The sequence below is a fragment of the Streptomyces sp. NPDC051555 genome (assembly GCF_044454405.1).
Lineage (GTDB): Bacteria > Actinomycetota > Actinomycetes > Streptomycetales > Streptomycetaceae > Streptomyces.
This window is the reverse complement of sequence record NZ_JBITDP010000001.1, coordinates 421,924-448,024: the sequence shown is the minus strand read 5'-3', so window position 1 is coordinate 448,024 and position 26,101 is coordinate 421,924. Positions and strand designations below refer to the sequence as shown.

The 26,101-nt window shown below is 75.8% G+C and carries 21 protein-coding genes; 8 read left to right on the top strand and 13 right to left on the bottom strand.

The features are described from left to right. Positions 1 to 13: 13 nt before the first annotated feature. The 4 genes from ACIBEA_RS01870 to ACIBEA_RS01855 all read right to left on the bottom strand — a co-directional run bounded on the left by ACIBEA_RS01870 (position 14) and on the right by ACIBEA_RS01855 (position 9,104). The gene (locus ACIBEA_RS01870) at positions 14 to 5,164 is read right to left on the bottom strand and encodes a DNA-binding protein (protein WP_399256835.1); all 5,151 of its coding nucleotides are present in this window, start codon (positions 5,162 to 5,164) and stop codon (positions 14 to 16) included. After that, positions 5,161 to 6,066 carry a DUF4132 domain-containing protein gene (locus ACIBEA_RS01865; protein WP_399256833.1) on the bottom strand — a complete coding sequence of 302 codons (906 nt, stop codon included), beginning with the start codon at positions 6,064 to 6,066 and terminating at the stop codon, positions 5,161 to 5,163. Before ACIBEA_RS01865 ends, ACIBEA_RS01870 begins: the two co-directional genes overlap by 4 nt. A 151-nt stretch (positions 6,067 to 6,217) precedes the next feature. Then, positions 6,218 to 7,858: a glycoside hydrolase family 20 protein gene (locus ACIBEA_RS01860; RefSeq protein ID WP_399256831.1), complete on the bottom strand. Its 1,641-nt coding sequence runs from the start codon at positions 7,856 to 7,858 to the stop codon at positions 6,218 to 6,220. 28 nt (positions 7,859 to 7,886) lie between these two features. Beyond that, a complete protein-coding gene (locus tag ACIBEA_RS01855; RefSeq protein ID WP_399256829.1) occupies positions 7,887 to 9,104 on the bottom strand; it encodes an MFS transporter in 1,218 nt (405 codons plus the stop codon). 206 nt (positions 9,105 to 9,310) lie between these two features. Between ACIBEA_RS01855 and ACIBEA_RS01850 the strand changes: the two genes are divergently transcribed. After that, complete coding sequence (locus tag ACIBEA_RS01850; RefSeq protein WP_399256827.1) at positions 9,311 to 9,766, top strand: MarR family winged helix-turn-helix transcriptional regulator; 456 nt, start codon at positions 9,311 to 9,313, stop codon at positions 9,764 to 9,766. Here the strand turns inward: ACIBEA_RS01850 and ACIBEA_RS01845 are convergent. The 4 genes from ACIBEA_RS01845 to ACIBEA_RS01830 all read right to left on the bottom strand — a co-directional run bounded on the left by ACIBEA_RS01845 (position 9,744) and on the right by ACIBEA_RS01830 (position 13,004). Then, positions 9,744 to 10,547 (bottom strand): hypothetical protein, encoded by an 804-nt coding sequence (locus ACIBEA_RS01845; RefSeq protein WP_399256825.1) that lies wholly within the window; start codon positions 10,545 to 10,547, stop codon positions 9,744 to 9,746. The genes ACIBEA_RS01850 and ACIBEA_RS01845 overlap by 23 nt on opposite strands. After that, the gene (locus ACIBEA_RS01840) at positions 10,544 to 11,272 is read right to left on the bottom strand and encodes an RNA polymerase sigma factor (RefSeq protein WP_399256823.1); all 729 of its coding nucleotides are present in this window, start codon (positions 11,270 to 11,272) and stop codon (positions 10,544 to 10,546) included. Before ACIBEA_RS01840 ends, ACIBEA_RS01845 begins: the two co-directional genes overlap by 4 nt. Positions 11,273 to 11,300: 28 nt before the next feature. Continuing rightward, on the bottom strand, positions 11,301 to 11,789 hold the full coding sequence (locus ACIBEA_RS01835; protein WP_399256821.1) for an LAETG motif-containing sortase-dependent surface protein: 489 nt from the start codon (positions 11,787 to 11,789) through the stop codon (positions 11,301 to 11,303). Positions 11,790 to 12,332: 543 nt separating this feature from the next. After that, complete coding sequence (locus ACIBEA_RS01830; protein WP_399256819.1) at positions 12,333 to 13,004, bottom strand: TetR/AcrR family transcriptional regulator; 672 nt, start codon at positions 13,002 to 13,004, stop codon at positions 12,333 to 12,335. 61 nt (positions 13,005 to 13,065) lie between these two features. Here ACIBEA_RS01830 and ACIBEA_RS01825 point away from each other — a divergent pair, with 61 nt between their 5' ends. After that, positions 13,066 to 13,728: an O-methyltransferase gene (locus ACIBEA_RS01825; RefSeq protein WP_399256817.1), complete on the top strand. Its 663-nt coding sequence runs from the start codon at positions 13,066 to 13,068 to the stop codon at positions 13,726 to 13,728. Here ACIBEA_RS01825 and ACIBEA_RS01820 read toward each other — a convergent pair. After that, the gene (locus tag ACIBEA_RS01820) at positions 13,712 to 15,298 is read right to left on the bottom strand and encodes a PLP-dependent aminotransferase family protein (RefSeq protein WP_399256815.1); all 1,587 of its coding nucleotides are present in this window, start codon (positions 15,296 to 15,298) and stop codon (positions 13,712 to 13,714) included. The genes ACIBEA_RS01825 and ACIBEA_RS01820 overlap by 17 nt on opposite strands. 28 nt (positions 15,299 to 15,326) lie before the next feature. Between ACIBEA_RS01820 and ACIBEA_RS01815 the strand changes: the two genes are divergently transcribed. The 6 genes from ACIBEA_RS01815 to ACIBEA_RS01790 all read left to right on the top strand — a co-directional run bounded on the left by ACIBEA_RS01815 (position 15,327) and on the right by ACIBEA_RS01790 (position 21,959). Next, on the top strand, positions 15,327 to 16,337 hold the full coding sequence (locus ACIBEA_RS01815) for an EamA family transporter (RefSeq protein ID WP_399256813.1): 1,011 nt from the start codon (positions 15,327 to 15,329) through the stop codon (positions 16,335 to 16,337). Between the two features lie 115 nt (positions 16,338 to 16,452). Next, positions 16,453 to 17,232, top strand: a complete 780-nt coding sequence (locus ACIBEA_RS01810) for a crotonase/enoyl-CoA hydratase family protein (protein ID WP_399257897.1) — start codon at positions 16,453 to 16,455, stop codon at positions 17,230 to 17,232. Positions 17,233 to 17,393: 161 nt separating this feature from the next. Continuing rightward, positions 17,394 to 18,635: an LLM class flavin-dependent oxidoreductase gene (locus ACIBEA_RS01805; RefSeq protein WP_399256811.1), complete on the top strand. Its 1,242-nt coding sequence runs from the start codon at positions 17,394 to 17,396 to the stop codon at positions 18,633 to 18,635. Positions 18,636 to 18,740: 105 nt separating this feature from the next. After that, complete coding sequence (locus ACIBEA_RS01800) at positions 18,741 to 20,123, top strand: NtaA/DmoA family FMN-dependent monooxygenase (RefSeq protein ID WP_399257895.1); 1,383 nt, start codon at positions 18,741 to 18,743, stop codon at positions 20,121 to 20,123. Between the two features lie 34 nt (positions 20,124 to 20,157). Then, on the top strand, positions 20,158 to 21,360 hold the full coding sequence (locus tag ACIBEA_RS01795) for an LLM class flavin-dependent oxidoreductase (protein ID WP_399256809.1): 1,203 nt from the start codon (positions 20,158 to 20,160) through the stop codon (positions 21,358 to 21,360). Then, complete coding sequence (locus ACIBEA_RS01790; protein ID WP_399256807.1) at positions 21,357 to 21,959, top strand: rhodanese-like domain-containing protein; 603 nt, start codon at positions 21,357 to 21,359, stop codon at positions 21,957 to 21,959. Before ACIBEA_RS01795 ends, ACIBEA_RS01790 begins: the two co-directional genes overlap by 4 nt. A gap of 14 nt (positions 21,960 to 21,973) precedes the next feature. Here the strand turns inward: ACIBEA_RS01790 and ACIBEA_RS01785 are convergent, their stop codons facing one another. From ACIBEA_RS01785 to rraA, 4 genes are all read right to left on the bottom strand, one after another. Beyond that, on the bottom strand, positions 21,974 to 22,579 hold the full coding sequence (locus tag ACIBEA_RS01785) for a response regulator (RefSeq protein ID WP_399256805.1): 606 nt from the start codon (positions 22,577 to 22,579) through the stop codon (positions 21,974 to 21,976). Between the two features lie 10 nt (positions 22,580 to 22,589). Next, positions 22,590 to 23,720 (bottom strand): sensor histidine kinase, encoded by a 1,131-nt coding sequence (locus tag ACIBEA_RS01780; RefSeq protein ID WP_399256803.1) that lies wholly within the window; start codon positions 23,718 to 23,720, stop codon positions 22,590 to 22,592. A gap of 95 nt (positions 23,721 to 23,815) precedes the next feature. Further along, positions 23,816 to 25,453, bottom strand: a complete 1,638-nt coding sequence (locus ACIBEA_RS01775) for a peptide-N4-asparagine amidase (RefSeq protein ID WP_399256801.1) — start codon at positions 25,451 to 25,453, stop codon at positions 23,816 to 23,818. A gap of 95 nt (positions 25,454 to 25,548) precedes the next feature. Next, entirely contained in the window at positions 25,549 to 26,028 is a 480-nt protein-coding gene (gene rraA, locus ACIBEA_RS01770) for a ribonuclease E activity regulator RraA (RefSeq protein WP_399256799.1), read from the bottom strand. Between the last annotated feature and the right edge of the window lie 73 nt (positions 26,029 to 26,101).

Genomic DNA, 26,101 nt, shown 5'->3' with positions numbered 1-26,101 from the left:
AAGGGGTCGGTGGTCAACGGCGGCGGGTGCGCTTGACCTTGAGGGTGTCGAAGCGCGGCGCGTCGCCCGCGCGCACCCGCTGCCAGGCGCGCCGGTAGAGGTCGGCGGCCGGTTCGGAGGGGACCAGGGCGCCCAGGCCCGGCTGCCCGTCGACGAGCGGCTCGTACAGCGGGAGCTTCCACTCCTCCAGCGGCAGGGCCGGGGCGGCGGGCTCGGTCCAGCCGCCGGGGAGGAAGAGGGTGCGCCCGGCGCGGGCCCGGGTGGCGCTCACCACGAGCTCGGTCGCGGCCAGTTCGGCCCGGGCGGCCTTCAGTCGGGCGGGCTTCCACCCGGTCCAGCGGGCGGTGTTGCGGTCGGTGGGGTCGGGCATGGCGAGCAGTGCGAGGTAGAGGGCGCTCGCGTCGGCGCCCAGCCCGAGGGCGGTGGATGCCTCGGCGACCAGGTCCGGCACCGAGCGGCTCGGGTCCTGCGGCCACCAGGTGCCGTCCGCCGCGGCGGAGCCCGCCGCCGGGGCTCCCGGGTCGGCGAGCAGCGCGGCGAAGTGCGGGGCCTGCACCACCCGTAGGGCGGTCTCCACCCGGGTGGGCTGCTGCTGGACGCCGCGCAGCAGCGGCAGGTAGGGGTCGGTGCCGGCCGAGTCGAGGAGGGCGGGGCGCAGCGCGGCCGCGGCCTGGGTGTGGACGGTGGGCAGCACGACCGCGCCGTAGCGTTCGTGGTCCTCGGCGGTCTCGGTCGGCGTACCGGCCGCGGCGCGGAACTCCTCGCGCCCGCAGTACCCGACGGACAGCAGCAGTTCGGGGGCGGCGAGCCGTTGGCGCAGGGCGGTGAGGGCGGGCGGCAGCGCGGCCCGGACGGGGTCGCCCGCGGGGAGTCGGTGGGCGAGCCACGCGGCGAGGGCCAGGGACCCGGTCAGGACGGCCGTGGTGAAGGGGCGGGCGGCCTGCTCGCGGGGTTCGGGCTGGTTCCCGTTGATGGTCCAGGGCACGTCGGTGGAGAGTTCCGGTGCGCTCGAGGGGTCGAGGAGCGCGGGCAGTGCGTGGTGCACCGCCCATCCGGCGCGCACCTCCCGGACCGCGTCGGCGAGCAGTTGCTCGGGGACGGGCGTACGACGGCCCACGCGCCGGTTCCACACCTCGGCGGCCGCGGCCGCGTCCGGGCCGGTGGTCCACAGCGCGGCGGGGTCGCGGGGCAGCAGCGCACCGGTCAGGGCGCGGCGCAGCTCGGGGGCGAGGCCGCGCAGTTCGGTGCGGGCGACGGCGGCTTCGGCGACCTTGACGTCGAGCAGGGTGCGCAGTGGGGTGGGCAGGAAGTTGTTCTCGTAGGCGTCGATGCGGGGCAGTCCGGCGACGACCAGCTTGGCGAGGGCGGCCGGTACGCCGGTGAGCCGGGCGAATTCACCGGCGGCCTCGGGGAACCAGGGCGCCGCGCCACGGGCTTCGGCTTCGCTGCGCAGCCGTGTGGCCCAGTCGGGGTCGCGGTCCCGGTCGCGGTCGCGTCCGGCGAGGGGGGCCGCGGTGCGCAGGGTGTAGGGCGCGGGCACGGCGAAGCCGCCGGTCGGGTCGTGCAGGAGGGCGTCGAACTCGTGGCCGTCGGGGACGGCGCGGTCGGCGCCGGTGAGGGCCAGGACGGCTCCGCCGCCCAGCGGCAGGACGGTGCGGTCCTGGAAGTGGCGTCGCGGGCCGGCGCCGGCGCCGCGGATCCGGTCCGCCGCGAGGTGGACCACGACCCGGCGCCAGTGGCCTGCGGATCCTTCGGCCGTGGCGAGGCCCAGGTCCTCGACCGCGGCGAGCAGGGCGAGCAGCGCCTCGCGCTGGGGTGCGGTGGTGCCCGGTGCGACGGCGCGCAGCGCGAGGGCGGCGGGCCGGTCCAGGAGTCCGCTCCAGGGCAGGCCGGAGTGGGCCGGCGCGGACAGGTCGAGGTGGACCCGGCCGGGTACGGCCGGGGCGGTGGTGTCGGCGCGGGCCGCCGCGAGCGCGTGCAGGTACTGGTGGAGCAGGTCCTGTTCGCCGTTCCAGCGGTAGTAGCCGGATCCCAGGAGCCCGCCGAGCGCCTCGTGGAACAGCTCGTCGGTGGGGCCGGGGGCGCAGGTGCGGTCGGTGGCGGCGGGTTCGAGCCGGGCGGCGGCGCGGTCCAGGACGTCCTGCTGGGCGAGGGCGAGGGTGAGGGCCTCGACGACGCCGCCGATCATCTTCGGCTCGGTGACGGTGGGCAGGGCCACCGCGACCAGGGCGGGCAGGTCGGCGTTGCGGCCGGCCGCGGCGGCCGCCTTCAGGAGCGCTCCGATGCCTTCGCGGTCGGCGGTGCGCAGCGCGGCCGAGGACTCGGGGTCGCGCGGGCGCAGGGCGTACCAGTGGGCGAGGGGCGGCAGTTCGACGCTGCCGGTGGAGAGGGACGTGTGGTATCCGCCGCGGGATTCGACGGTGACGACGCCGTCGGGGTCGGTGAGGCTGAGCTGGCGCCAGTGGTGGGTGAGGACGCGGGGGCGGTCGTCGCCGGGGAAGACGAGGGCGGCGACCGGCATCTCCCGCTCCTCGGGGGCCGTGACGTGGCGGCCGGCCGTGTCGCGCGCGCTCCAGCCCTGGCCGGGGGTGCGGACGGCGCACCAGCCGAGCAGGCCGTCCGCGGGGGCGCCGAGGACGGAGCCCACGACGGTGGGCGCCGGGCGCAGCCAGTTGCCCTGGCAGGAGCAGTTCCCGCTGCAGGGGCCCGCGGGGACGCCGTCGGCGCTCCGGTCGCGCAGGGCGTCGGTGAAGAACGCGGGCAGGGAACGCCGTCCGTGGGCGCCGCTCGCGGGGTCGTATTCGCACCAGCCGCCGTGGTCCTCGCCCTGCGCGCCCTCGGTGTGCTGCCACACCCAGTAGGAGGAGCCGTCGTGGAGGACCGGGCGTTCGGTGGGCAGCCGGGTGTCGCCCGGGTGCAGGACTCCGCCGCCGAGAACGCGGCCGCCGCCGGACAGGGGCAGCGAGACGTGTTCGGAGCGCATGTTCCAGTAGCCGCGGTCGTTCCCGTCCTTGTCGAAGGCGACGGTGAAGACCCGGTCGGGGGTGCGGTGCCAGTAGCCCTCGGTGGCGCCGCCGTACGTGCCCCAGAGCACCAGGAGTTCGCCGTCGACGTAGTGGAAGCCGTACCGGCGGTGACCGCCCTTCGGTGCGCGCAGGTCGTGGACGAGGACGGTGGACTCGGCGTCGATGACACGGACCTGGGCGGTGCTCGCCACGATCAGGTGGGGCCAGGCGTCGACGACGGTCAAGCCGTCCTGGCTCCCGCCGGCGGACAGGGCGGCGAGGGCCTCCTCCCAGGCGGGCCAGTGCAGTTCCTCGAAGAGTCCGCCGCGCAGGGTACGGGCGAGGGTCTCGCCGAGGTCGGCGGCCACGGCGGCGGCGACCTCGGCCGGAGCCAGCTCCAGGGCCTCGGCGGGCAGCCAGCCCAGCCGCGCGGTGGCCGCGGGCAGACCGGGCAGGCCGGCGGAGGAGGACTGCCCGGCGACGCCGCGCATCCACTCGGCCAGCATGGTCCGGCCGCCGGGGGCCGCGGCGAGGCTGCGGATGACCTGCGGGCCGGGGGCGCCCTCGCCGAGCGCGTTGACGGCGCGCTCGAAGGCGGGCCGGAACCGCTGGTCGGCGGCGAGCGCGAGGAGGTCGCGCCGCTGCTCGTGCTGGGCCCAGTCGCGCAGGCCCAGTTGGGCGTTGGCGTCGTGGCGCGGGTCCGGGTCGGCGACCGGGAGGTCGAGCGAGAGCAGCAGGTCGAGCAGGTCCGCGTCCTGCACGCCGAGGGCGAGGCCCCCCGCCCGGTCCGGGTGCGCGAGTTCGGCGCGCAGTCGGTCGGCGGCGCGGGTGACGAGGTCGAGCAGCAACGGCGCGGTGGGGCGGGATCCCCAGCCGCCGTGCCGGGCCGCGTGGAAGCGCTCCAGCCAGCCCGCGGCGCCGTCGGGGGCGCGCTCCTCGGCGGGCAGGTCCGCGGAGCACAGGCCGGCGGTGGCGCCGGATTCCTCCAGGATCTCCAGCCAGAGGGTGGTGAAGGCGGCGCCCTGGTCGGAGGTGACCGGCGGGGTCAGGCCGAGCAGCGCTCCGCGCACGGCCGGGACCCGGCGGGCGAGCGCGACGAGTGCGCCGCGGTGCGCCTTCCACCAGCCGTGGGCGGCGCGCAGGGTGGCCGGCAGGGGCAGGAGTTCGGCGAGGTGGTCCTGTTCGGCTTCGGTCCCGGTGTGTCCTGCGGCCTTGGCGAGACGGCGCAGTTCGGTGGCGGCCTGTGCGGAGGGGGCCAGTCCGCCGGCGGTGCGCCGCAGGCACAGGCGGCGGAAGCGTTCGTACGCCTCGACTGGGCTCACCCGGGCGGCCAGTTCACGGCCGTAGCCGGTGAGGACCTTCACGGGGAGGGCGCCGGCCAGGGCGAATTCGAGGAAGACGGCGTCGAGACGGTCCTCGTCGACGGTGAGGCCGTGCTGGGCCTCGCTGGTGCGGGCCCGGCCGAACAGCTGGGAGGCGTAGGTGGTGTTGTCGACCGCGAGGAAGATCCGGGCGGCCTGTTCGTAGAAGACGGGCAGGAAGTGCGGGACGGACGCGGCCAGTCGGCCGGCCAGGGCGAGGCACCCGTCGAGGGTCGCCTTGGGCCGGTTCGTCGCCTGGCGGGCCAGCCGGTCCAGTTCGGGGACGACGGCGAGGGCGTGGTGGCCGTCCTCGGGGTGGTGGACGAGCACCCAGGCGGGGAAGCCGAGGGCCTGGCGGCGGCCGATGCCGACCACGGCCGGTTCGCCGTCGGGGACCAGTCCGAGGAATCCGGCGGCGAGGTCCTCGGCCGCGCCGAGTTCGGCGGCGGCGAGCCGCACCACGACCCGGTCGCCGCCGAGGGCGGGGTGACGGTAGGTGCGCGCGGTCAGGTCGACCGCGCCGGGCCCGGCGCCGGGGGTGCCGCAGGGCAGCACCGCGCCCGCTCTCAGCAGCGGTTCGGCCTCCCCGACGGCCCCTCCCCCCTCGGCGCCGGCGCTCGGGGCGCCGTCCGTGCCCGTACCCGGGCCATCGCTGTCGATGTCGATGTCGATGCCCTGCACGTCAGCGTCGATGGTGTCGCTGGTGCCGCTGGTGCCGCTGGTGTCGATGTCCTGCACGTCGCCCCCGCTCATGTCCTGGTGTTCCCGCCCGCTCGTCGTCCCGACCGTGGTGCTCACGCGTTCCCGCCCTCGTCGATCCGGCGCCCCGCGTACAGCGCGGCGGCCATCCGCATCCCCTCGGACCAGGCCACCGGCCCGACCTGGGCCAGGCGCACGCCCTGGCCGTCCGCGTCGCTCCAGGTCAGTGCGCCGGTGCTCTGCTCGGACTCCCAGTACGGTTCGCCGACCCACACGGCGGCGGAGGTGGCGCGGCCCGCGTCGCGGACGGCGCAGGTCGCGTAGCCCCCGGAGACCCGGTAGCCGAGGGCGGTCGCCCGGGCGGTGAGGCTGAAGCGGCTCGGGAACACCCCGCCCGCGAAGTCCTGGACCTCGAAGCCGTCGCCCCGCTGGGCGCCGGAGCCGGTCGCCCCGGGGCCACCCGCCGCGGGGACACCGGTGCGCTGCCAGGTGGCGCGGTGGATCTGCTCGATCCGCTGCTCGATGCCGAGTTCGGCCGCGAAGTCCCGTACGTCGTCCAGGTCCGGCAGCAGCACCGGGTGCGGCAGGGTCACCGTGCGCGGGGCCAGCCGTACGGTCTCGCCGTCGAGGTCGACCACGCGCAGTTCACCGGAGTCGGTGACGTCGCGCAGGAAGCCCGGCTCGTCCGGGTCCTCGCCGATCACCACGAGGTCGCGCAGGGCGCTGCGCCAGGCCTCGTCCGGCCAGACCCGGGCGATCAGAGCGGTCGGCACGGGCAGCGAGGACACCATCCAGGTGTCCACCTGCGCCAGGCACGCGGCCGCGTGCCGGTCGAGCCATTCGGAGAACTGCCGCAGCCGCTCCACCTCGGGGTGCTCCCGCAGCGCCTTGGGCAGGGTCTTCAACTGCCGTCCCGCCGAGCGCCCGGCCGTCGGCCGCGCCGCCACCCGCCCCTCCACCAGGGCGATTTCATACCCTTCGCCCGCTGCCAGCCATGCCATCAGCCCGTACCCCTCCGCCTGTCCGATCAGGATGCGCGCAGCCTGGACAGGAGGGGTTGGAGCCCCCCTGAGCTGCGGCATGTCGGGAACAGTAGGGGTGGCCACTGACAACGCGCCCGGCAGGGTGGGCCCAGCCGGTCAGCCCAGCCGGTCAGCGCAGTCGGTCGACCAGGTCGGTGAACTGACTCCACGTCGGCTGCGGCGGGCGCGGGTCCCAGACCTTCTGCGCGAGGGCGGCGAGCGGCAGCCGGATCCCGGCGGCGACCTGGTCCTGGGTCTGCGAGGCGGCCAGGTCGCACCAGACGGCAAGGCGGGCGCCCAGGACCTGCCCGGCGTAACGGGCGGGCACGGCTTCGGTTCCGCGCAGGACGAGCGGGGTCCACTGTTCGTAGATGCGCCGCCCGGTCGGGTAGGTGAAGTCGTTGGGTTCGCCGAGGACGTAGTACAGGTACTCGTCGTTGAGGTTGACCACCGGGCGGCCCTCGCGCAGGTACTCCAGGGGTGGGCGGGCCCCGATCTCCTTGCCCGTCCAGTACTCGACCTCGATGTCCCGCGCGGCGGTGGCGGCGCCCCCGGCGAAGAAGCCGTCGTTCCACGCCTTGGGCGTCCGTCCGGCGCCGCGGACGACCGCGGCCCGGTCGTTCAGCCAGCCGGTGGCCAGGTCCGACACGCGCGCCCCGGCGCCGTAGCGCTGCCGGGCGGCGGCGGCGAGCTGGGGGAAGGAGGCCTGCGGGTCCTTGACCACGAGGGCCTGGTACTCGTCGGCGCCGACGTGCCAGTGCGCACCGGGGAAGAGCGGCAGGTACTCGCGCAGCAGCTCGTCGACGAGCCGGGCGGCCGCCGGGTCGGATATGTCCACGGCGCCCTTGACGGCCCGACCGGCCGCGTCGCGCAGTTGGAGGGCGGGGTGGGCGCGCAGGACGGCGCCGAGGTGTCCGGGCGAGTCGATCTCGGGGACCACTTCGATGTGCAGGCTGCGGGCGAGGGCCACGATCCGGCGCACCTCGGCCTGGGTGAGGTGCGGGTCGGAGACGATCTCGGGGTGGCTGACGGAGGCGATGCGGAAGGCCTGGTCGTCCGAGAAGTGCAGGCCCAGCTGGTTGAGCTTGAGGTCGGCCATCTCGCGCAGCCGGTCCTCGATCCAGGGCGCGGTGAAGTTCTTGCGGGCGATGTCGAGGTTCAGCCCGCGCTGGGGGCGGTCCGGCGCGTCCTTGACCGTGCCCTCGCCGATGGATCCGGCGGCGCGGACGGCCTGTTCGAGGGTGCGGGTGCCGTAGAAGACCCCGGCGTCGTCGGGGCCCGTGATGCGGACGCCGCCGCCGCGGACGGTGAGCGTGTACGACTCGGGGACGGCCTTGGCCGCGCCGCCGGGGGCGTCGTCGAGGGCGAGTTCCACGTCGCCGGGCCGCACCGCCGCGCCGTCCTCGGCGTAGCCGAGCTTCAGGTCGCGGGCGAGCGCCCTGCCCTCGTCGGCGAGGGCGGCCCTGTGGGCGGGGGCGACGACGACCCGGGCCTGCGGGGCGGGTTTCCAGCCGGGGCCGCGGGCGGGTTCGAAGGTGCGCACGGCCGGGATGGTCCGGGGCGCGGTGGAGAGCGGGAAGCTGCGGCTCGGCGAAGGGGCGCTGGTGCTGGGGGGCGCCGGATCCGGGCTGCCCGGGGCCGCCGGCGAGCTGGCGGCGCCGGAGTCCGCGCGGCCGCTCGCGGGGGCCGACGTACAGCCCGGCAGTGCGAGCGCGGCCACCGCGACGGCCACGGCCGTCGCGGTGGTGCGTATGTTCCCGGTTCGCCCCATGGTCACCAACCTCCCACCGGGCGGCGCGCTACGCGACCCGAACCGGCGCCCGCTCCCCTTCGGGGACCCCCGCGCCCGACGCGACCAGGCGTCCGGTACGTGCGGTGCGCCGCTCCAGCGCTCCGGAGACCAGGGCGAGGACCAGCGCGGATGCGGCGAGGGCGGCGCCGACCCAGTTGGGCGCGGTCCAGCCCATGCCGCCCGCGATGACCAGTCCGCCGAGCCAGGCGGCGAGGGCGTTGCCGAGGTTGAAGGCGCCGATGTTCACGGCGGAGGCCAGCGTGGGGGCGCCGGCGGCCTGGTCGAGGACCCGCTTCTGGAGCGGGGGTACCGTGGCGAAGCCGAGGGCGCCGATCAGGGTGACGGTGACCGCGGCGGCGGCCTTGTGGTGCGCGGTCACGGTGAACAGGGCCAGTACGAGCGCCAGCGCGCCCAGGGTCCCGTACAGCATCGGCATCAGGCGGCGGTCGGCGAAGCGGCCGCCGAGCAGGTTGCCGCCGACCATGCCGAGGCCGAAGAGGACGAGCAGCCAGGTGACGGAGGTGTCGGCGAAGCCCGCGACGTTCGTCATCATCGGCGTGATGTAGGTGATCGCGGCGAAGACCCCGCCGAAGCCGAGGACGGTCATCGCCATGGCGAGCAGGACCTGGACGTTGCGGAAGGCGGCCAGTTCGTCGCGGATCCGTACGCCCTCGGGACGCGGCAGGTCGGGGACGAGCCGGGCGATGCCGAGCAGGCCGAGGACGCCGAGCCCGGCGACGATGACGAAGGTGACGCGCCAGCCGAGGTGCTGGCCGACGAGGGTGCCGAGCGGTACGCCGACGACGTTGGCGACGGTGAGGCCGGTGAACATCATGGCGATCGCGCCCGCCTTCTTCTCGGGGGCGACGAGCTCGGCGGCGACGACGGCGCCGATGCCGAAGAACGCGCCGTGGGCGAGGGAGGCGAGCACCCGGCCGGCGAGCATCACGCCGAAGGTGGGGGCCAGCGCGGAGAGCAGGTTGCCGGCGATGAACAGGCCCATGAGCAGCATCAGCATGCGCTTGCGGGGGATCCGGGTGCCGAGGACGGTCATCAGCGGCGCGCCGAGCACGACGCCGAGGGCGTAGCCGGTGACCAGGAAGCCGGCGGTGGGGATCGTGACGCCGTAGCCGGCGGCGACCTCGGGCAGCAGGCCCATGATCACGAACTCGGTGGTGCCGATCCCGAAGGCCCCGATGGCGAGGGCGAGCAGTGCGAGTGGCATGGGGGGAGGCCCTTCAGGGGGTGCGCTGTCTGTGTGCGGGGGCGCCGCGGCGCCCCCGGGAAGGATCCGGCGCCGATGGTTGCGCCAACGCCTTACGAGCGTCCACATTAATTGCAGACGCGGGATATTTGCAAGCGCGGGCTATTGCAGACGTGTCCTATCCTGAGGGGGTACGCGTGCCCCGCGCGTCCCGCGAGGAGGACCCCATGACCGCCACGGACGGCGCGCCGACCGCCCTCTCCCAGGGCTGGTGCGCCCTCTCCCTGCTGCACGGCAGGATCGAGACCCACATCGAAAGGGCGCTCCAGGCGGGCCACGGGCTCAGCGTCCGGGAGTACTCGCTCCTCGACGTCCTCAGCCGGCAGCACGACGGGCCCGGCGGGCACCTGCGCATGCACCAGGTCGCCGAATCGGTGGTGCTCAGCCAGAGCGCGACCACGCGCCTGGTCACCCGCCTCGAAGACCGCGGGCTGCTCAGCCGCTACCTCTGCGACACCGACCGCCGGGGCATCTACACCGACGTCAGCGGGGCCGGGCTGGCGCTGCTGGAGGCCGCCCGGCCCACGAACGACCGCGCCCTGCGCGAGGCCCTGGACGCGGCTGCCGCGAACCCGGACCTCGCGCCGCTGGTCGCGGCCGTCACCGGCCCGGCGGGGCGCTGACCTGGGAGCTCATCGACGGGGAGCGCTGCGGCGACGGGGATCCGCTGGCGGAGGCCGCGGAGCTCGGCACACCGCCCGTGGCCGGCGGACGCGGCGACTGCGTGCCCTGCGTGCCGCGCGAGGGCGTGGGGCTCGGGGGCAGCGGCGAGGACGGAGCGGTGGACGGGACCGCCGAGGGAGAGACCGAGGGCTGCGGGGGCGACTGCGAGCCCCCGGGCGAGGGGGTCGGTGATGGCGCGGGCAGCGAGGGCGGGGACGCGGGCGGCACCGGACGCGGGGCCTGATCGGGCGCGAGGGCGACGTATCCGAGCGCGATCGCGGCGGCCGCCGCCAGCCCGGCCAGCGGCAGGGCGAACCGGCGCGGCGGGAGGACCGACAGCCGTCGCAGGTGCCGGCCGGGGGGATCCGCGGGCCGTAGCTCGCGCACGGTGACCTGCTCGGCCCGCGCGGACAGCGCCGCGCGCAGCCGTCGTTCGACGGGCCGCTCCCCGTCACCTCCGCCGTCACCTCCGCCGTCACCACCGTCGGCGCCGCCGCCGGATCCGCCGTCCCCGCCGAAGCCGGGCAGCACGGCGAAGGGCCCGGCCGGCCGGCCGTCGGGGCCGGCGGCGCGCGGGCCGTGCGCGCCGGGGGCGTGACCCGGCCGGTCGGCGCCGCCGGCGCCCCGGTCGAAGGCCCGGCCGACGTGCGCGCCGGCTCCGGCGCCCCGCGAGGCCCGCGAGGCGGGGAAGCGCGCGGCGGGGCCTTCGGTCGCGACGGGGGGCGGGGTGGGCGTGGTCATATCCGGCCTTCCAGGATGCGCTCCAGCGCGTCCAGGGCGCGGCTCGCGTTCGACTTCACCGCGCCCCGGCTGATCCCGAGGGTGGCGGCTATCTCCGCCTCGCTCAGGTCGGCCCAGTAGCGCAGGACGAGCACCTCGCGGCGGCGCGGGGTCAGGCGGCCGAGGGCGGCCAGTACTTCGCGGTGTTCCTCGTCGATGACGACGTACTCCTCCGCGGAGGGTACGTCGGCCGCGGCGGGCGGGGTCCAGGAACGGACCGTGCGCCGACGGCGCAGCACGGAGCGGGCGGTGTTGACCACCGCCGTCCGGAGGTAGCCGAGCGCGTTGTCGATCTCGGTGATGTGCTCGCCGTGGCGCCGGTACAGGGCCGTGAAGGCGTCCTGGACCACGTCCTCGGCGGTGGCCGGGTCGTCGACGAGGAGCACCGCCAGCCGCACCATCCGCAGCCGGTGCGCGTGGTAGAGCTCGGTGACCGTCGGCGGGCGCTCGAAGGCGTCGCCGTCCGCGCCGGCGTGCGCCCCCATGTACGCCCCCGGGGAGGCGGCGGCGATCCGGGGGACACCCGGCCCGTCGCGCAGCAGGAGCCGTTCGCTCGCCAGCGGCCCGCGCCACACGCGCAGCGCGCGCAAGGTGCGCAGGACGCGGGCGCCCCGCCCCGCCCGGCCGGAGCCGGGCAGGACGAGGCGTACGTGTGGTGCGGGCCGCAGCGCGGCGGGGTACGACATGAGCAGGGTGTCCCTCGGGTGGAGCACGTCAGCCGTTCGCGCGGCGGCGTACGGCGTACAGGGTGCCGGCACCTGCGACGACGAGCACCGCCGCGCCCGCACCGATCGCCATGGTGGCGGGGTTGCCGCCAGTATGCGCGAGCTCCGGACCCGCGGGCGAAGAGGGTTCGGCGGACGGCTTCGGGCTGGAGGCGGGGGCGGAGGCCGAGGGGCTGGAACCGGGGGTCACCACCGACGGGGCGGTGCTGGGCACCGCGGTCGGGCGCGGCGGGTTCGAGGCGGAGCTGCTGGGCCGGGGGGACGCGCTCGGGGAGCCCGAGGAGCTCGGGAGCGCACTGGGCGAGGCGCTGGGCACGGCACTGGCCGAGGGGGCCGGCGCGGCCGCACCGGCGGCGTGGGCGGGGGCGGCCAGGGCGGCGAGCGCCCCCGCGGCGGCGAAGGCGAGGGCCGCGCGGCGGACGGCCGGGGCGACGGGACGGGCGGCGGCGGAGCGGGAAGCGCGCTTGACGATCTTCAAGGTGGTTCTCCACGGTCGGGTGAGGGACGCCGGATCGCGCCCTTCACCCCCGCACGACGCGCGACCCCGCCGGAGGTTGCCGCGGTTCCCGAAAAACTTTTCGCCTCCATCACCGGCGGGGCTCAGGGGGGCGGTGCCACCCCGGCCCGGCCGGTGTCCGCGGCGCCTCAATCGCTGGCGGGGCTCAGGAGGTCGGCGCCCACTTCAGCCGCCCGGCGTTTGAGGGCCCGCCGGAGGCAACACCCGCCCCCACAGCGCCCGGACGCCGTGAGCACCGACGGGGCTCACCGCGCCTCCGGCGGCGCCTCAATCGCCGGCGGGGCTCAGGAGGTCGGCGCGACCCCGGCCCCGCGGCGCCGGACCGCCCGAAGGGCGACCCCGGCCCGCCCGGCGTTCGAGGGCCCGCGGGAGGCGGTATCCGCCAGCAAGGCCCAGCGGCACTCAGGAGGTCGGCGCCAACCCCAGCCCGCCCGGTGTTTGAGGGCCCGCCGGAGGCAACAGCCCCCGGCGGGCTCGCTCAGGAGGTCGGCACCTACCGCCGGCTCATCGGATGCGATGTCGTCGTAGGAAGGTGTCGACGAGCAGGTCGGTGAAGGCGCGGTCGACGGGGTCCCCGGTGACCAGGACGCGGTGGTAGATCGGCCCCACGAGCTGGTCGACCTCGGCCACCGTGTCGATGTCCGCCGGGAGTTCGCCGCGTCGTACCGCGTCCTCCAGGGGGAGCCGGTCACGACGGCGCTGCTCGTCGAGATACCGGGCGCGCAGGACGATGGCGAAGGCCGGGTCGTGCTGCGCGTGGCCGAGCAGCGCGGTGAAGACGGCGCCCGCGTCGGACCGCGTGAGGAACTGGGCCAGCTGGTGCAGGTGGGCGCCCAGATCCGCGGCCAGGTCCCCCCGATCGGGCGGGGTGAGGGCCTCCGCCGCGTCCAGGAGGAAGGCGTCCAGCAGGATGTCGGTCTTGGTCTTCCACCAGCGGTAGATGGTCTGCTTGGCGACCCCGGCGCTGCTTGCGATGCCCTCGATGGTGACGCCGGAGAAGCCCTTCTCCACCAAGAGGCCGTCAGCGGCCTCCAGTACGGCTTGGCGCGCCTGCTCGCTCCGCCCGTGCCGGTTGCCGTGGTGGTGCCGCGCCGACCGGCCCGCGCCGGTGCCGGTGCCCGCGCCGGTGCCGGCGTCATCGGCAACCGTGTTCCCTCGATCCGTTTCTGCCTTCACGGGCCAAGGGTAGGTCACCGACTTCTAGACTCAACGCAACGGTGCGTCTAGTCTAGGTTTCATGACACAGACCAGCACGCTCCATGACCCCCGCGTGGCGTCCACCCTCGACGCGATGTTCGCCCGGGCGGCGGAGGACGAGGCCACCAGCGAACGGATCAGGGCCGCCCGGCCCGACGGTTCCACCTGGGTGAGTCCGCAGGAGATGGCGGACGCCAACGCGGAGGTGTACATGCCGATCTCGGCCGAGGGCGGGAAGCTCCTGTACAACCTGGTCCGGGCCGCCCGGCCGGCGACCGTCGTCGAGTTCGGCACGTCCTTCGGGATCTCCACGCTCCACCTGGCCGCAGCGGTACGCGACAACGGCACGGGCCGGGTGATCAGTTCGGAGCTGAGCGCGGACAAGGTCGCCGCCGCGCGCCGCACCTTCGCCGAGACCGGTCTGGACGACCTGATCACCGTCCTCGAAGGCGACGCCCGCGACACCCTCGCCGGAGGGGACGCCGCGGTGGACTTCCTGCTGCTCGACGGCTGGAAGGACCTGTGCCTGCCCGTGCTGCGCCTGCTCGAACCGCGCCTCGCGCCCGGCACCCTCGTCGTGACCGACGATGTGGACCTGCCGTCCCTGGCCCCGTGTCTCGCCTACCTGCGCGACCCGCGGAACGGGTACCAGAGCGTCACCTTCCCGGTCGAGGACGGCATGGAGATCAGCTGCCGCCTTTAAGAGGGGCGCGTGGCCGGGGCCCGCCCGCGGTGGTGGCGCGGCGCAGGGCGGTGCCCAGGACCGCGACGCCCTCCTCGATCTCGCTCGCGGGCCCGGCCGCATAGCCCAGGACCAGACCGGGCGGCCCCGGGCGCACCCGGTGCCAGGACAGCGGATGTGCCTTGACCCCCATGTCCAGCGCCGCGCCGGCGAGTTCGGTGTCTTGCAGCCGGAGCCCGTCGAAGGTGACCGTCAGGTGCAGTCCGGCGGCCGCCCCGTGCACCCGCGCCCCGGGCAGGTGCACCCCGACGGCCCGCAACATCGCGTCCCGGCGCGCGCGGTGGCGCCTGCGGACGAAGCGCAGGTGGCGTTCCAGTTCCCCCGACGCCATGAGGTGGGCCAGCACGAGTTGCGGCAGGATCGCGTTCCCCAGGTCGGCGTTGCGCTTGGCCGTGACCACGGCCTCGTGAAGGCGCGGCGGGACGAGGAGCCAGCCCACCCGGAGCGCCGGGGCGAGGAGCTTGGAGACGCTGCCGGCGTAACAGACCCGCTCGGCCAGCAGCGAGCGGAGCGCCGGGACCGGGGTGCGGTCGTAGCGGTGCTCGGCGTCGTAGTCGTCCTCGATGACCACCCCGTCCTCCTCGGCCGCCCAGCGCAGCAGGGCGCGGCGGCGCTCCCCGTCGAGCACCACGCCGGTCGGGAACTGGTGCGCGGGCGTGAGCAGGACCGCCTTCGCACCGCAGGCCCCGAGCGCGTCCACGCGCAGGCCGCCCTCGTCCACCGGTACCGGGACCGTCGTGATCCCCCCGTACTCCAGCTGTTGGCGGGCTCCGAGCGAGCCCGGGTCCTCCACCGCGATCCGGTCCAGCCCTCGCGCCCGCAGCACGGCCCCGAGCAGGCCCAACGCCTGGGCCACGCCCGCCACGACGATCACCTCGCCGGGGTCGGCCCTGATCCCGCGGCTCCGGGCCAGCCACCGCGCGACCTCCGTCCGCAGGGCCGGTGCGCCCTGCGCGTCCCCGTAACCGAAGCCGGACGGCGCCAAGCCGGCCAGGACGGCGCGCTCGGCCCGCAGCCAGGCGGTACGCGGGAACGCCGCGAGGTCGGGGACCCCGGGCGAGAGGTCGATCCGGCAGGCGGCGGCCCGCAGGGCGTTGATCGCCCCGTCCCGTGCCCCGGCGCCGAACAGCGCGCCGGACGTCGAACCCGCGCCCTCCCCCGCGCCCTCCCCCACAGCCGTCACCGCAGCCGTCCCGGGCGGCGGCGGGGCCGCGACCACCGTCGTGCCGAGGCGGCCCCGACCCGCCACCTGACCGGCCTCGGCGAGCCGTTGGTAGGCCTCGGTGACCACCCCGCGCGCGACGCGCAGCTCCTCCGCCAGCACCCGGCTCGCCGGGAGTCGACTGCCCACCGGCAGCCGACCGTCCGCGATCGCTTCGCGGAGGCGGTCGGCGAGCCATTCGGTGCGGCAGCCCGGCGGTGCGTGGCCGATGTCGAGCTGGAGGAAGTCGGATCCGCGGGGCGCCGGGGCGGGGACCGCTTCTTGGGACTCTTTGGACCTCTGGGTCACGGCATCTTTGGACCTGCTCATGGGTCCATTCTGCGCACACAGTGGAGTCATGGACACCATGCGATCCCTCGGCCCCGGCGCGCTCGGCATGGCGCTGGTCGGCACCAGCGTCAGCGTCTCCCACACGCTCACGGACGCGCCCCTCTTCACCGCCCAGGCCGTCCGGTACGCCGCGGCCTCGCTCCTCCTCCTGGCGCTGGCCCGGGCCGCCGGGGCGCGGCTGGTGTGGCCGCGCGGGCGGGAGTGGCTGTGGCTGGCCGGGCTGGCGGCCAGCGGGCTGGTCCTGTTCAACATCGCGGTGGTGCGCGGGGTCGCGCACGCCGAGCCCGCCGTCATAGCCGTCGCGGTGGCCTGCGTGCCCGTGCTGCTCGGGGTGATCGGTCCGTTGCTGGAGCGGCAGCGGCCGAGCCGTCAGGTCATGCTGGCCGCACCGGTCGTCGTGGCGGGCGCCGTCCTGGTGCAGGGGACCGGGCGCACCGATGCGACCGGGGTGGCCTGGGCGACCCTGGCGCTGGCCTGCGAGGCGGGGTTCACGCTGCTGGCCGTGCCGGTGCTGCGGCGGCACGGTGCCTGGGGGGTCTCGGTCCACTGCGTGTGGCTGGGCTCGCTCATGTTCGCCGTCCTCGCGGCGTTCACCGAGCCGTCGTCCTCCCTCGCGGCCCTGGGATCCCGGCAGTGGCTGGCCGTCGGGTACCTGGCCGTCCTCGTCACCGCCGCGGCCTTCGTGCTCTGGTACTCGACGGTCGCCGCCGTCGGGGCCGGGCGGGCCGGCCTGCTGACCGGCGTGGCCCCGCTCTCGGCCGCGGCGGGCGGTGCGTTCACGGGCGGCGGCGTCCCGGGAGCGGCCGTGTGGGCGGGGCTGGCCGTCGTGGTCGGCGGACTGGTCCTGGGCCTGCGCCCGCGCCGCACGCCCGGACCGGACACCACGACGAACACCACGACGAACACCGTGCCCGGGACCGCGCCGGACGCGGCACCGGGCACCGCTCCCGACACCGTACGGAAGAACGCTCCGCAGCCCGCCCCGGAGTCGGCACAATGGGCCGGATCGGGCGGCTGACCCATCCGGGTGCACGGTGAACGCCCGCACGGCGGAGGGCAGCACGGTGGACGACGACGCGGTGGACGACGGCACGGTGGACGAGGACGGCGCGAGGGACGAGAGCGGCGACGCGGTGGACCGTGACGCCGATGTGCGCATCGAGCGCGACGGGCCCGTCTTCACCGTGATCCTCGCCCGCGCCGCGTCCCGCAACGCCGTGGACGGGCCCACCGCCGACCGGCTGGCCGCCGCCTTCCGCGCCTTCGAGGCGGACCCGGACGCCTCGGTCGCGGTGCTGTGGGGCGAGGGCGGCACCTTCTGCGCGGGCGCCGACCTCAAGGCCATCGGCACCGGGCGCGGCAACCGCGTCGAGGCCGGGGGCGACGGGCCGATGGGGCCCACCCGGATGCGGCTGAGCAAACCGGTGATCGCGGCGATCGCCGGGCACGCGGTCGCGGGCGGGCTGGAGCTGGCCCTCTGGGCCGACCTCCGGGTCGCCGAGGAGGACGCCGTCCTCGGGGTGTTCTGCCGCCGCTGGGGCGTACCGCTGATCGACGGCGGTACGGTGCGCCTCCCCCGGCTGATCGGCGAGAGCCGCGCCATGGACCTGATCCTCACGGGGCGCGCGGTCCCGGCAGCCGAGGCGCACGCCATCGGGCTCGTCAACCGCCTGGTCCCCACGGGGCGTTCGCGCGAGGCGGCACAGGAGCTCGCGCGGGAGATCGCGGGGTTCCCCCAGCTGTGTCTGCGCCACGACCGGCTGTCGGTCCTGGAACAGCACGGCTCGGGCGAACAGGAGGCCCTCGCGGGCGAGTTCCGGCACGGGCTGGTCCCCTTGTCGGCCGGGGAGACGGTTTCCGGAGCGGCCCGCTTCGCCTCGGGCGCGGGCCGCCACGGTTCGTTCGCCGACTGACCGCGCCGCGGCGGACCGACAGGGGAACGGGCACGTCGGACCCGAACCATGCACAGGGCATGAAGAACATGTGACAGGGCCCGGTCCGCTGTTCTCCCGCGGCCCCGGCGGGGTGACAGTGAGGTGGTCGGCAGGACCGCGACCAGGAAGGCCACCCCGCCATGCCCCCATCCTCCGGAGCACCCGTCCCCGGCGGCCCGTCCGCCGGTGCGTTCCACCTCGCCGTCGCACTCGAAGGCGCCGGCGCCCATCCGGCGGCCTGGCGCGAACCAGGCTCTCCGGCACGGGAGTTGGTCACCGCGGGTTACTGGGCCGCACTGGTCGCGGAGGCCGAGCGGGGCCTGCTGGACTTCGTCACCTTCGAGGACGGACCGGGCCCGCGCCCCTCCTCCCCCACCGGCCCGCAGGGCCGCACCGACCAGGTGCGCGGGCGGCTCGACGCGGTGCTGACGGCCGCCCGGGTGGCGCCGCTGTCCCGGCACGTCGGACTTGTGCCGACGGTGGTCGCCACCCACACCGAGCCGTTCCACGTCTCGAAGGCGATCGCGACCCTGGACTACGTCAGCGGTGGCCGGGCGGGGCTGTTGGTCACGGTCTCGGGACGCCCTGACGAGGCCCGCCACTTCGGTCGACGCAGCTTCCCGCAGGGCCCCGCCGACAGCCCCGACGGCCTGGGTTCGGCGCTGCGCGCCGAGCTGTGGGACGAGGCCGCCGACCACGTCGAGGTGGTCCGGCGGCTGTGGGACAGCTGGGAGGACGACGCGGAGATCCGCGACGTGGCGAGCGGCCGGTTCGTGGACCGCGACAAGCTCCACTACATCGGCTTCGAGGGCAGGCACTTCGCCGTCAAGGGGCCCTCCATCACCCCGCGGCCGCCGCAGGGGCAACCGCCCGTCGGCGCGGCGGCCCCGGTGACCGCGCCGGACGCCGGGACCCGCCTGTCGGCCGGGGCCGCCGACCTCGCCTTCGTCGCCCCGCGCGACGCGGACGAGGCCCGTACGCTCGCCGACGCGGTCCGCACAGCCCGCTCGGCCGCCGGGTGCGCGGAGGGCACCGGGCGGGTCTTCGCCGACCTCGTGGTCCTCCTCGACGAGAGCGCGCCGGCCGCCCGGGCCCGGCTCCGCCGCCTCGACGCGCTGGCGCAGCAACCGTACGCACCCGGCGCCCACGTCTTCGCCGGGACGCCCGCCCAGCTCGCCACCCTCCTGGTCCAGTGGCACCGGCAGGGCCCGTCCGGCTTCCGGCTGCGGCCCGGCGTGCTCGCCCACGACCTCCCCGCGATCACCCGCGGCCTGGTCCCCGAACTCCAGCGGCGCGGCGCCTTCCGGACCCGCTACGCGGACGCCACCCTCCGCGACCTGCTGGGACTCGCCCGCCCGGCGAACCGCTACGCCACCACCTGACCCGGAAGGGCGACAGCCACCGTGAGCACACCGAAGAGTCCGAACGCGCGGCACGGATCGAGCGGGCCGAGGGGTTCGAGCGGGCCGAACGGGCCCCGCAAGCAGATCCACCTCGCCGCGCACTTCCCGGGCGTCAACAACACCACCGTCTGGAGCGACCCGGCCGCGGGCAGCCACATCGAGTTCGCCTCGTTCGCGCACTTCGCGCGCACCGCCGAGCGCGCCAAATTCGACTTCCTCTTCCTCGCCGAGGGCCTGCGCCTGCGCGAACAGGGCGGCCGGATCTACGACGCCGACGTGGTCGGGCGACCCGACACCTTCACGGTGCTGGCCGCGCTGGCCGCCGTGACCGAGCGGATCGGCCTGACCGGGACCATCAACTCCACCTTCAACGAGCCCTACGAGGTGGCCCGCCAGTTCGCCTCCCTCGACCACCTCTCGGACGGCCGGGCCGCCTGGAACGTGGTCACCTCCTGGGACGCCTTCACCGGCGAGAACTTCCGCCGCGGCGGCTTCCTCGCCCGCGAGGACCGCTACTCCCGGGCCCGCGAGTTCCTGGCGGCCGCGCACACCCTCTTCGACTCCTGGAGCGGTGCGGAGATCCTCGCCGACCGGGAGACGGGGGCCTTCCTGCGGGACGCGGGCGCCGGGGCCTTCGCGCACCGGGGGCGGCACTTCGACATCGCCGGGCACTTCGACGTGCCGCGCAGCCCGCAGGGCCGGCCGGTGATCTTCCAGGCCGGGGACTCGGAGGAGGGCCGCGAGTTCGCGGCCTCCGACGCCGACGCCATCTTCAGCAGGCACGGCACGCTGGGCGCGGGCCGGGAGTTCTACGCCGACGTCAAGGGCCGCCTGGCCCGGTACGGCCGCACCCCCGACCAGCTGCTGATCCTGCCGGCCGCGACCTTCGTCCTCGGCGACACCGACGCCGAGGCCCGGGAGCTGGCGCACGAGGTGCGCCTCGCCCAGGTCAGCGGAGCGACCGCGATCGCCTACCTGGAGCACGTGTGGAACCGCGACCTGTCCGGCTACGACCCGGACGGGCCGCTGCCCGACGTCGACCCGGAGCCCGGTGAGAACACCGTCGCGCTGGGGCGGGCCAGCGTACGGATGCACCGCGACCCGCTCGCGGTCGCCAAGGAGTGGCGGGAGCTCGCCGCCGCGCGGAAGCTGTCGATCCGGGAGCTGGTCATCGAGACCACCGGCCGCCAGACCTTCGTGGGCTCGGCCGCGACGGTCGCCGACGCGATCGACTCCCTGGTGCAGCAGGACGCCGCGGACGGCTTCATCCTCGTCCCGCACCTGACGCCGACCGGGCTCGACGTCTTCGCCGACACCGTCGTGCCGCTGCTCCAGGAGCGCGGCGCCTTCCGGACCGAGTACACGGGCAGCACCCTGCGCGACCACCTCGGCCTGGCCACCCCGCCGCCCGGGGCGGTCCGGTCCCGCGCCGCCGCCCCCGTTCCCGCCGCCGCCACCGTCCGTTAGTCGATCCGACAGTCGAACCGAGGAGGGCACGACCATGCCCGGCATTCCGCTCGGGGTCCTGGACCTCGTACCGATCCCGTCCGGCTCCACGGCCGCCGCGGCGCTGCGCGCCAGCATCGACCTCGCGCGGGAGGCCGAGCGCTTCGGCTACGCCCGCTACTGGTTCGCCGAACACCACCTGAATCCCGGGGTGGCCGGGACCTCGCCCGCCGTCGTGCTGGCGCTGACCGCGTCGGCGACCACCACCATCCGGCTCGGCTCCGGCGCGGTGCAGCTCGGGCACCGCACGGCCCTGTCCACGGTCGAGGAGTTCGGCCTGGTCGACGCCCTGCACCCGGGACGCCTCGACCTGGGCCTGGGCCGCTCGGGCGGCCGCCCGCCCGGTCCGCCGCCCGGACCGCCGTCCGGCGCCGCAGCCGGGGGCGGGCAGGAATCCGCACCCGCGACCGCGCCCGGTCACCGCACCGAGAACGGGCTGTTGATCCCGCCGGGCTTCTCCTTCGCCTCGCTGGCCGGGCACCCCCGCGTCGCCCTCGCGCAGAAGCTGCTGCTCCTGCCCGGTGCGCGGCCGCAGGACTACGACGAACAGGTCGGCGACATCCTGGCCCTGCTGCGCGGCGAGTACCGCGACGTCGACGGCACCGAGGCGCACGCGGTGCCGGGCGAGGGGGCCGACGTACAAGTGTGGATCCTCGGCAGCAGCGGTGGGCAGAGCGCGGAAACGGCGGGCGGCAACGGGCTGCGCTTCACCGCGAACTACCACGTCGCTCCCGCGGGGGTGTTGGAGGCGGCGCAGGCGTACCGGGCCGCCTTCAAGCCGTCGGACGAACTGGAACGCCCGTACGTCAGCGTCTCCGCGGACGTCGTCGTCGCCGAGGACGACGCGAGCGCCCGCGAGTTGGCCGTCGGGTACGCGCCCTGGGTGCACGGCATCCGGACCGCCGCGGGCGCCGTCCCCTACCCCACGCCCGCCGAGGCCCGCGCGCTCACCGCCGGCTGGAGCGCGGCCGATCACGCCCTGGTCGCCGACCGGCTCGACACCCGGTTCGTCGGCTCGCCGGGGACCGTCGCCGACCATCTCGAACGGCTCCAGGAGGCCACCGGCGCCGACGAACTGCTGATCACCACCATCACCCACGGCCACGCCGACCGGGTGCGCTCCTATCGGCTGCTCGCCGAGGAGTGGCACCGCCGGTCGCCCGCGGGCTCCGCGACACGGACGGGAACCACCGCATGAGCACCACCAGTTCCACCACCACCACCGGTTCGCTCGACGCCCACGAGGCGCACCGCCGGCTGGCCGAGCTGACCGTCGTCGACGTCCGCACCCCCGGCGAGTACGCCTCCGGGCACCGGCCCGGGGCGCACCACGTCCCCCTCGATCAGCTGGCCCGGGCCCTGCCCGCACTGTCCGCGGCGGCGGGGCGGCGCGAGCTGCTGGTGGTGTGCGCGAGCGGGGTCCGCTCGGCGGGGGCGGTCGCCACGCTCGCCGGACACGGGATCCCGGCCGCCACGCTCACCGGCGGCACGGCCGCCTGGTCACGGCTCGGGCACGCCCTGGAGCGGGAGGCGGGGGCCCGTACCGTCTGGGCGATGGAGCGGCAGGTGCGCCTCGCCGCCGGAACGCTGGTGCTGGCCGGGCTCGCGGCGGGACGGCTGCGCCCGGCCGCACGGCTGCTGTCCGCGGGGGTCGCGGGCGGGCTGGTCTTCTCGGCGGTCACGGACACCTGCGGGATGGCGCGGGCGCTGGCGTTCCTCCCGCACAACCGCGGCCGGACGGACGCCGCGGACGCCCTGGAGGCCACGCTGGAGACGCTGGCCCGGCACGCGGGCTGAGCCCGGGGGACCGGTCACAACCAGCCCTGGCGGCGGGCGGCGCGCACGGCCTCCATCCGGTTGCGGGTGCCGGTCTTGCCGATGGCCGCGGACAGGTAGTTGCGCACGGTCGATTCCGACAGGTGCAGCTTCGCCGCGATGTCGTGGACGGTCGCGCCGTCGACGGCGGCGCCCAGCACGTCCCGCTCGCGGGCGGTCAGCGGGTTCGGGCCCGCGCTCAGCGCGGCCGCGGCGAGCGCGGGGTCGATGACCGTCTCCCCCGCCAGCACCCGGCGGATCGCGGCCGCCAGGTCCTCCACCGGACCGTCCTTGACGAGGAAGCCGCCCGCCCCGGCCTCCATGGCCCGGCGCAGGTAGCCGGGGCGACCGAAGGTGGTGAGGATCAGGACCCGGGTGCCGGGGCAGCGGGCGCGCAGCTCGGCGGCGGCGTCGAGGCCGCTGAGTCCGGGCAGTTCGATGTCGAGGAGGGCCACGTCGGGTCGTGCGGCGAGGGCGGCGGGCAGGATCTCGTCCCCGGCGCCGACCTGGGCGACGACCTCGATGTCCGCCTCCAGGTCGAGCAGCAGGGCCAGCGCGCCGCGCATCATCCGCTGGTCCTCGGCCAGCAAGACCTTGATCATCGTCTGCTCCTCAACCCGTGCTCTCGTCGGCCGGGAGTTCGGCGACGACCCGGAAGCCCCGGCGCGGGGCCGGCCCGCCCCGCAGGGTCCCGCCCGCCGCGGCCAGCCGCTCGGTGAGTCCGGTCAGCCCGCTGCCGGGCGCCGCCGAGCCTACGCCGGCGCCGTCGTCCGTGATGACCAGGCGGATCCGCTCGTCGGCGGCGGACACCTGGATCGAGCAGTGCGCGGCGCCGCTGTGCCGGATGGCGTTGGTGACCGACTCCCGGACCACCCAGCCCAGCAGCGCCTCGGTCCGCGGGCTCAGCGGCGGTCCCGAGCGGCTCACCGAGGGCTCGATCCCGGCGGCGGTGAGCGCGGCGCGGGCCCGGTCCAGCTCGTCCGTCAGGCTCGACTCGCGGTAGCCGGTGACGGCTTCGCGGATCTCCACGAGCGCCTGGCGTCCGATGGACTCGATGTCCACGATCTGGGCCACGGCCGCGTCCATGTCGCGCGGGGCGATCCGGCGGGCCGCCTCCGACTTCACCACGATCACCGACAGGGTGTGCCCGAGCAGGTCGTGCAGGTCGCGGGAGAAGCGCAACCGCTCCTGCTCCACCGCGGCGCGGGCCAGCTCCTGCCGGGTCTCGCGCAGTTCGGCCACGGTCTCGGCCAGGGCGAGGATCGCCGCGGTCACCATGCCGGAGAGGAAGGTGCCGTAGAGGATGCCGCTGATCCCGCCCCAGCCCTCGTGCCGCCAGGCGACCGCGCCGGCAACCAGGGCGAGACCGAACATCACCGGTCCGAGCCAGCGCCCCCGGACGACCGCGCCGGTGGCCAGGCCCAGCAGCGGGAAGAAGAGCAGCCAGCTGTCGCCGTAGGCGAGCGCCAGCGCGAGGGTCACGGCCGCCAGCACGGCCAGGCTGATCCTGGTGCTCGGGGCGTCCCGTGTGGCGGGGACGAAGGCCCGGAAGACGATGCTGATGTAGAGCGAGTTGAACACCAGCAGTCCCAGGCCGCCGATCCACGGCTGCGGCGTCTGTCCCTGGAAGATGTTGGACACCGCGCCCATGCCCAGGAGCAGCCAGGGCAGCAGGGTGAAGCCGTTGGGGGCGCCCAGCGGACCGCGCGGGCGGTCGGTGGCGGGTGCGGCTGTCTTCGTCATGCCCCTACGGTAGGGACCGGGTCCGCCCCGGCGGCAGGGCCGCCCGTACGGACCCGGCCCGTACGAATGTCACGGCCCGGGCGCGCCGTGGCGGGTCAGCAGCGGCGCAGGTCCTGTGTGAGCGTCCCTTGCGCGCTGGCCACCGTGCGGTCGTAGCAGCCGTCGGAGCCGGTGAGCCGGTAGCGCTCGGTGCTGGTCCCGACCGCGTGTCGCTGCTCGCGCGGGACGCCCGTCGCGTAGGAGGCGTCGCCGGTGTAGCGGTCGTCCAGCCGGGACCAGGAGGGCCGGCTGCCGTCGTCGCGCACGGAGGCGGTGTCGGCCCGGTCCCCGAGGGAGATGACCGTGCGCAGCCGGTTGTCGGCGCCCAGGGTGGTCTCGCCGTTCATGGTGTAGGCGCGCCGGGTGCTGGTGGTCGTCCCTCCGCTGGTGACGCTCTCGTCGTCGGTCCAGTCCGCGACGAGGGCGTCCTGGTTCTCCCCGTCGGTCCAGCGGTGGACGGAGCTGTTGGCCAGGGTCCGGGTGACGGTGGTGGTGACGCGGCCGTGGGAGGTGTTCAGGTATCCGGCGACGGTGAGCCGGTGGCCGCCCTCGGTGTCCACCCGGTGCTGCGCGCCGGGTGTGTGGACGGAGGAGTTGGCCGGTTCGCTCGCTTCGGCGCGGGTCAGCGCTCCGGTCACCACGGCGCGGCCCGGGTCCTGCCACAGCAGCACGTTGGCCGGGGTGCTCCAGCCGCTCTGCCCGGCGGGCACGCCCGCGACGGAGACCTCGACGCGGTGCGGGCGGCCGTCGTTGAGGAGCGCGGCGAAGGGGGTGAGGTCGTAGACGACCGGCTGCACGTCGAAGGCGCGCGGCGCCGGGGTGACGTACCAGAGGAAGGGGTTCGACCAGCCGCCGGTCCACACGGTGGGGAACGGGGCCGCGATGCCGGCGAGTCGACCGTCCACCGCGATGCGCACCTCGCGGTAGGGGCCGTCGGCCGCCTTGCAGGAGTACGGGGCGGCGTCCGGGGTGCTCAGGTACCAGAACTCCTCGCAGCCGCCGCCGGAGCCGGTCGCGTACACCTCGGCGAGGATCCGCTCGGTGTTGCGCGGGGTGGTCAGGGTGGGCGAGGTGAGCGGCAGGACCTGATCGGGGACCGTGGCCGGGCGGGGCCGCCCGCGCTCGGCGGCGTAGAAGGTCAGGGTCACCTTGACGTCGATGACCCCGGTGTAGGTGTCGTCGACGACGTTCCCGATGAGCATCTCGACCGGCTGCGCGGTGCGCAGGGTGGGGGTGTAGCGGGTGACGTCCTTCTCGACGGACCAGGTGATGCCGTCGGGCGAGGGTTCGGGGGTGGAGGTGCGCAGGACCTCCACGCCGCCGACGGAGAGGTGGCCGAGCCGGTCGTACTGGCGCCCCTTGACCTTGCCGTCGAGGCGGAGCACCACCTTGCTCCAGGTGGCGCCGCATCCGGCGGGGGGCTCGTAACTCCCGCGGTACGGCGTGAAGTCGCGGAACTGGGCTTCGGCGAGGGTGACTTCGCAGGAGCGGGTGGTGGGTTTCGCGACGGGCGGCGCGGCGGTGAGCGGGTCGTGCCAGTCGGTGCCGAACTCGGCGGGCGGGGTCGGGGTCGCCGCGGCCCGCGCGGCCTGGGTCGGGGCTGTCGGCGCGGCCGCGGCCGCGCCGGCGCCGGTCAGCGCGGCCGCCGCGAGCACGAGGGCGCCGAACGCACCCGTGATCCTGTGTCGTCTCATGGGCGCGAAGTCAAACGCGGGCCGGGGTGACCGCGCCAGGGCCGCGACGTCCTCCTGGCGCGTTCCCGCCGGTCCGGGGCGCCCCGGACCCTTGTCTACGCCCGTACGACGACCACGCCGTCGTCGTCGCAGTGGACGGTGTCGCCGGGGCGGAAAGTGGCGTCGCCGAAGGTGAGGGGCTCGTCCACGGTGCCCGCGCCGGTCTTGCCGCTCTTGCGCGGGATCGTGCCCAGGGCCTTGACGCCGAGGTCGAGTCCGCCGAGGGCCACGCTGTCGCGGATCGCACCCCGGATCACCAGCCCGGCCCAGCCGTTGCGCGCGGCCGCGCCCGCGATGAGGTCGCCGACCAGGGCGGTGCGCAGCGACGCCGCGCCGTCGACGACGAGTACGGCGCCGTCGCCGGGGCCGTTCACGAGCTCGCGCAGCAGGGCGTTGTCCTCGTGGCAGGAGAGGGTCCGCACCGGTCCGGCGAAGGCGCGGCGCCCGCCGAACTGACGGAACGCGGTGCCGCAGATCTCCAACTCCTCGCCGTGCTCGTCGTAGAGGTCTGCGGTGGGGACGGGCGTGACGGTCATGGGCGGTTCACTGCTCCTCGGTGGTGCGTGTCGGGCGGGCCGGGCGCCGGCCCGGTCTGCGGTCCGACGTCCC

What these genes read in the sequence shown, in the direction of transcription:
- ACIBEA_RS01865 (WP_399256833.1), bottom strand. Translation starts at nt 6,066, where the DNA reads ATGGCATGGCTGGCAGCGGGCGAAGGGTATGAAATCGCCCTGGTGGAG.
- ACIBEA_RS01860 (WP_399256831.1), bottom strand. Translation starts at nt 7,858, where the DNA reads ATGGGGCGAACCGGGAACATACGCACCACCGCGACGGCCGTGGCCGTC.
- ACIBEA_RS01855 (WP_399256829.1), bottom strand. Translation starts at nt 9,104, where the DNA reads ATGCCACTCGCACTGCTCGCCCTCGCCATCGGGGCCTTCGGGATCGGC.
- ACIBEA_RS01850 (WP_399256827.1), top strand. Translation starts at nt 9,311, where the DNA reads ATGACCGCCACGGACGGCGCGCCGACCGCCCTCTCCCAGGGCTGGTGC.
- ACIBEA_RS01845 (WP_399256825.1), bottom strand. Translation starts at nt 10,547, where the DNA reads ATGACCACGCCCACCCCGCCCCCCGTCGCGACCGAAGGCCCCGCCGCG.
- ACIBEA_RS01840 (WP_399256823.1), bottom strand. Translation starts at nt 11,272, where the DNA reads ATGTCGTACCCCGCCGCGCTGCGGCCCGCACCACACGTACGCCTCGTC.
- ACIBEA_RS01825 (WP_399256817.1), top strand. Translation starts at nt 13,066, where the DNA reads ATGACACAGACCAGCACGCTCCATGACCCCCGCGTGGCGTCCACCCTC.
- ACIBEA_RS01820 (WP_399256815.1), bottom strand. Translation starts at nt 15,298, where the DNA reads ATGAGCAGGTCCAAAGATGCCGTGACCCAGAGGTCCAAAGAGTCCCAA.
- ACIBEA_RS01815 (WP_399256813.1), top strand. Translation starts at nt 15,327, where the DNA reads ATGGACACCATGCGATCCCTCGGCCCCGGCGCGCTCGGCATGGCGCTG.
- ACIBEA_RS01805 (WP_399256811.1), top strand. Translation starts at nt 17,394, where the DNA reads ATGCCCCCATCCTCCGGAGCACCCGTCCCCGGCGGCCCGTCCGCCGGT.
- ACIBEA_RS01795 (WP_399256809.1), top strand. Translation starts at nt 20,158, where the DNA reads ATGCCCGGCATTCCGCTCGGGGTCCTGGACCTCGTACCGATCCCGTCC.
- ACIBEA_RS01790 (WP_399256807.1), top strand. Translation starts at nt 21,357, where the DNA reads ATGAGCACCACCAGTTCCACCACCACCACCGGTTCGCTCGACGCCCAC.
- ACIBEA_RS01785 (WP_399256805.1), bottom strand. Translation starts at nt 22,579, where the DNA reads ATGATCAAGGTCTTGCTGGCCGAGGACCAGCGGATGATGCGCGGCGCG.
- ACIBEA_RS01780 (WP_399256803.1), bottom strand. Translation starts at nt 23,720, where the DNA reads ATGACGAAGACAGCCGCACCCGCCACCGACCGCCCGCGCGGTCCGCTG.
- ACIBEA_RS01775 (WP_399256801.1), bottom strand. Translation starts at nt 25,453, where the DNA reads ATGAGACGACACAGGATCACGGGTGCGTTCGGCGCCCTCGTGCTCGCG.
- rraA (WP_399256799.1), bottom strand. Translation starts at nt 26,028, where the DNA reads ATGACCGTCACGCCCGTCCCCACCGCAGACCTCTACGACGAGCACGGC.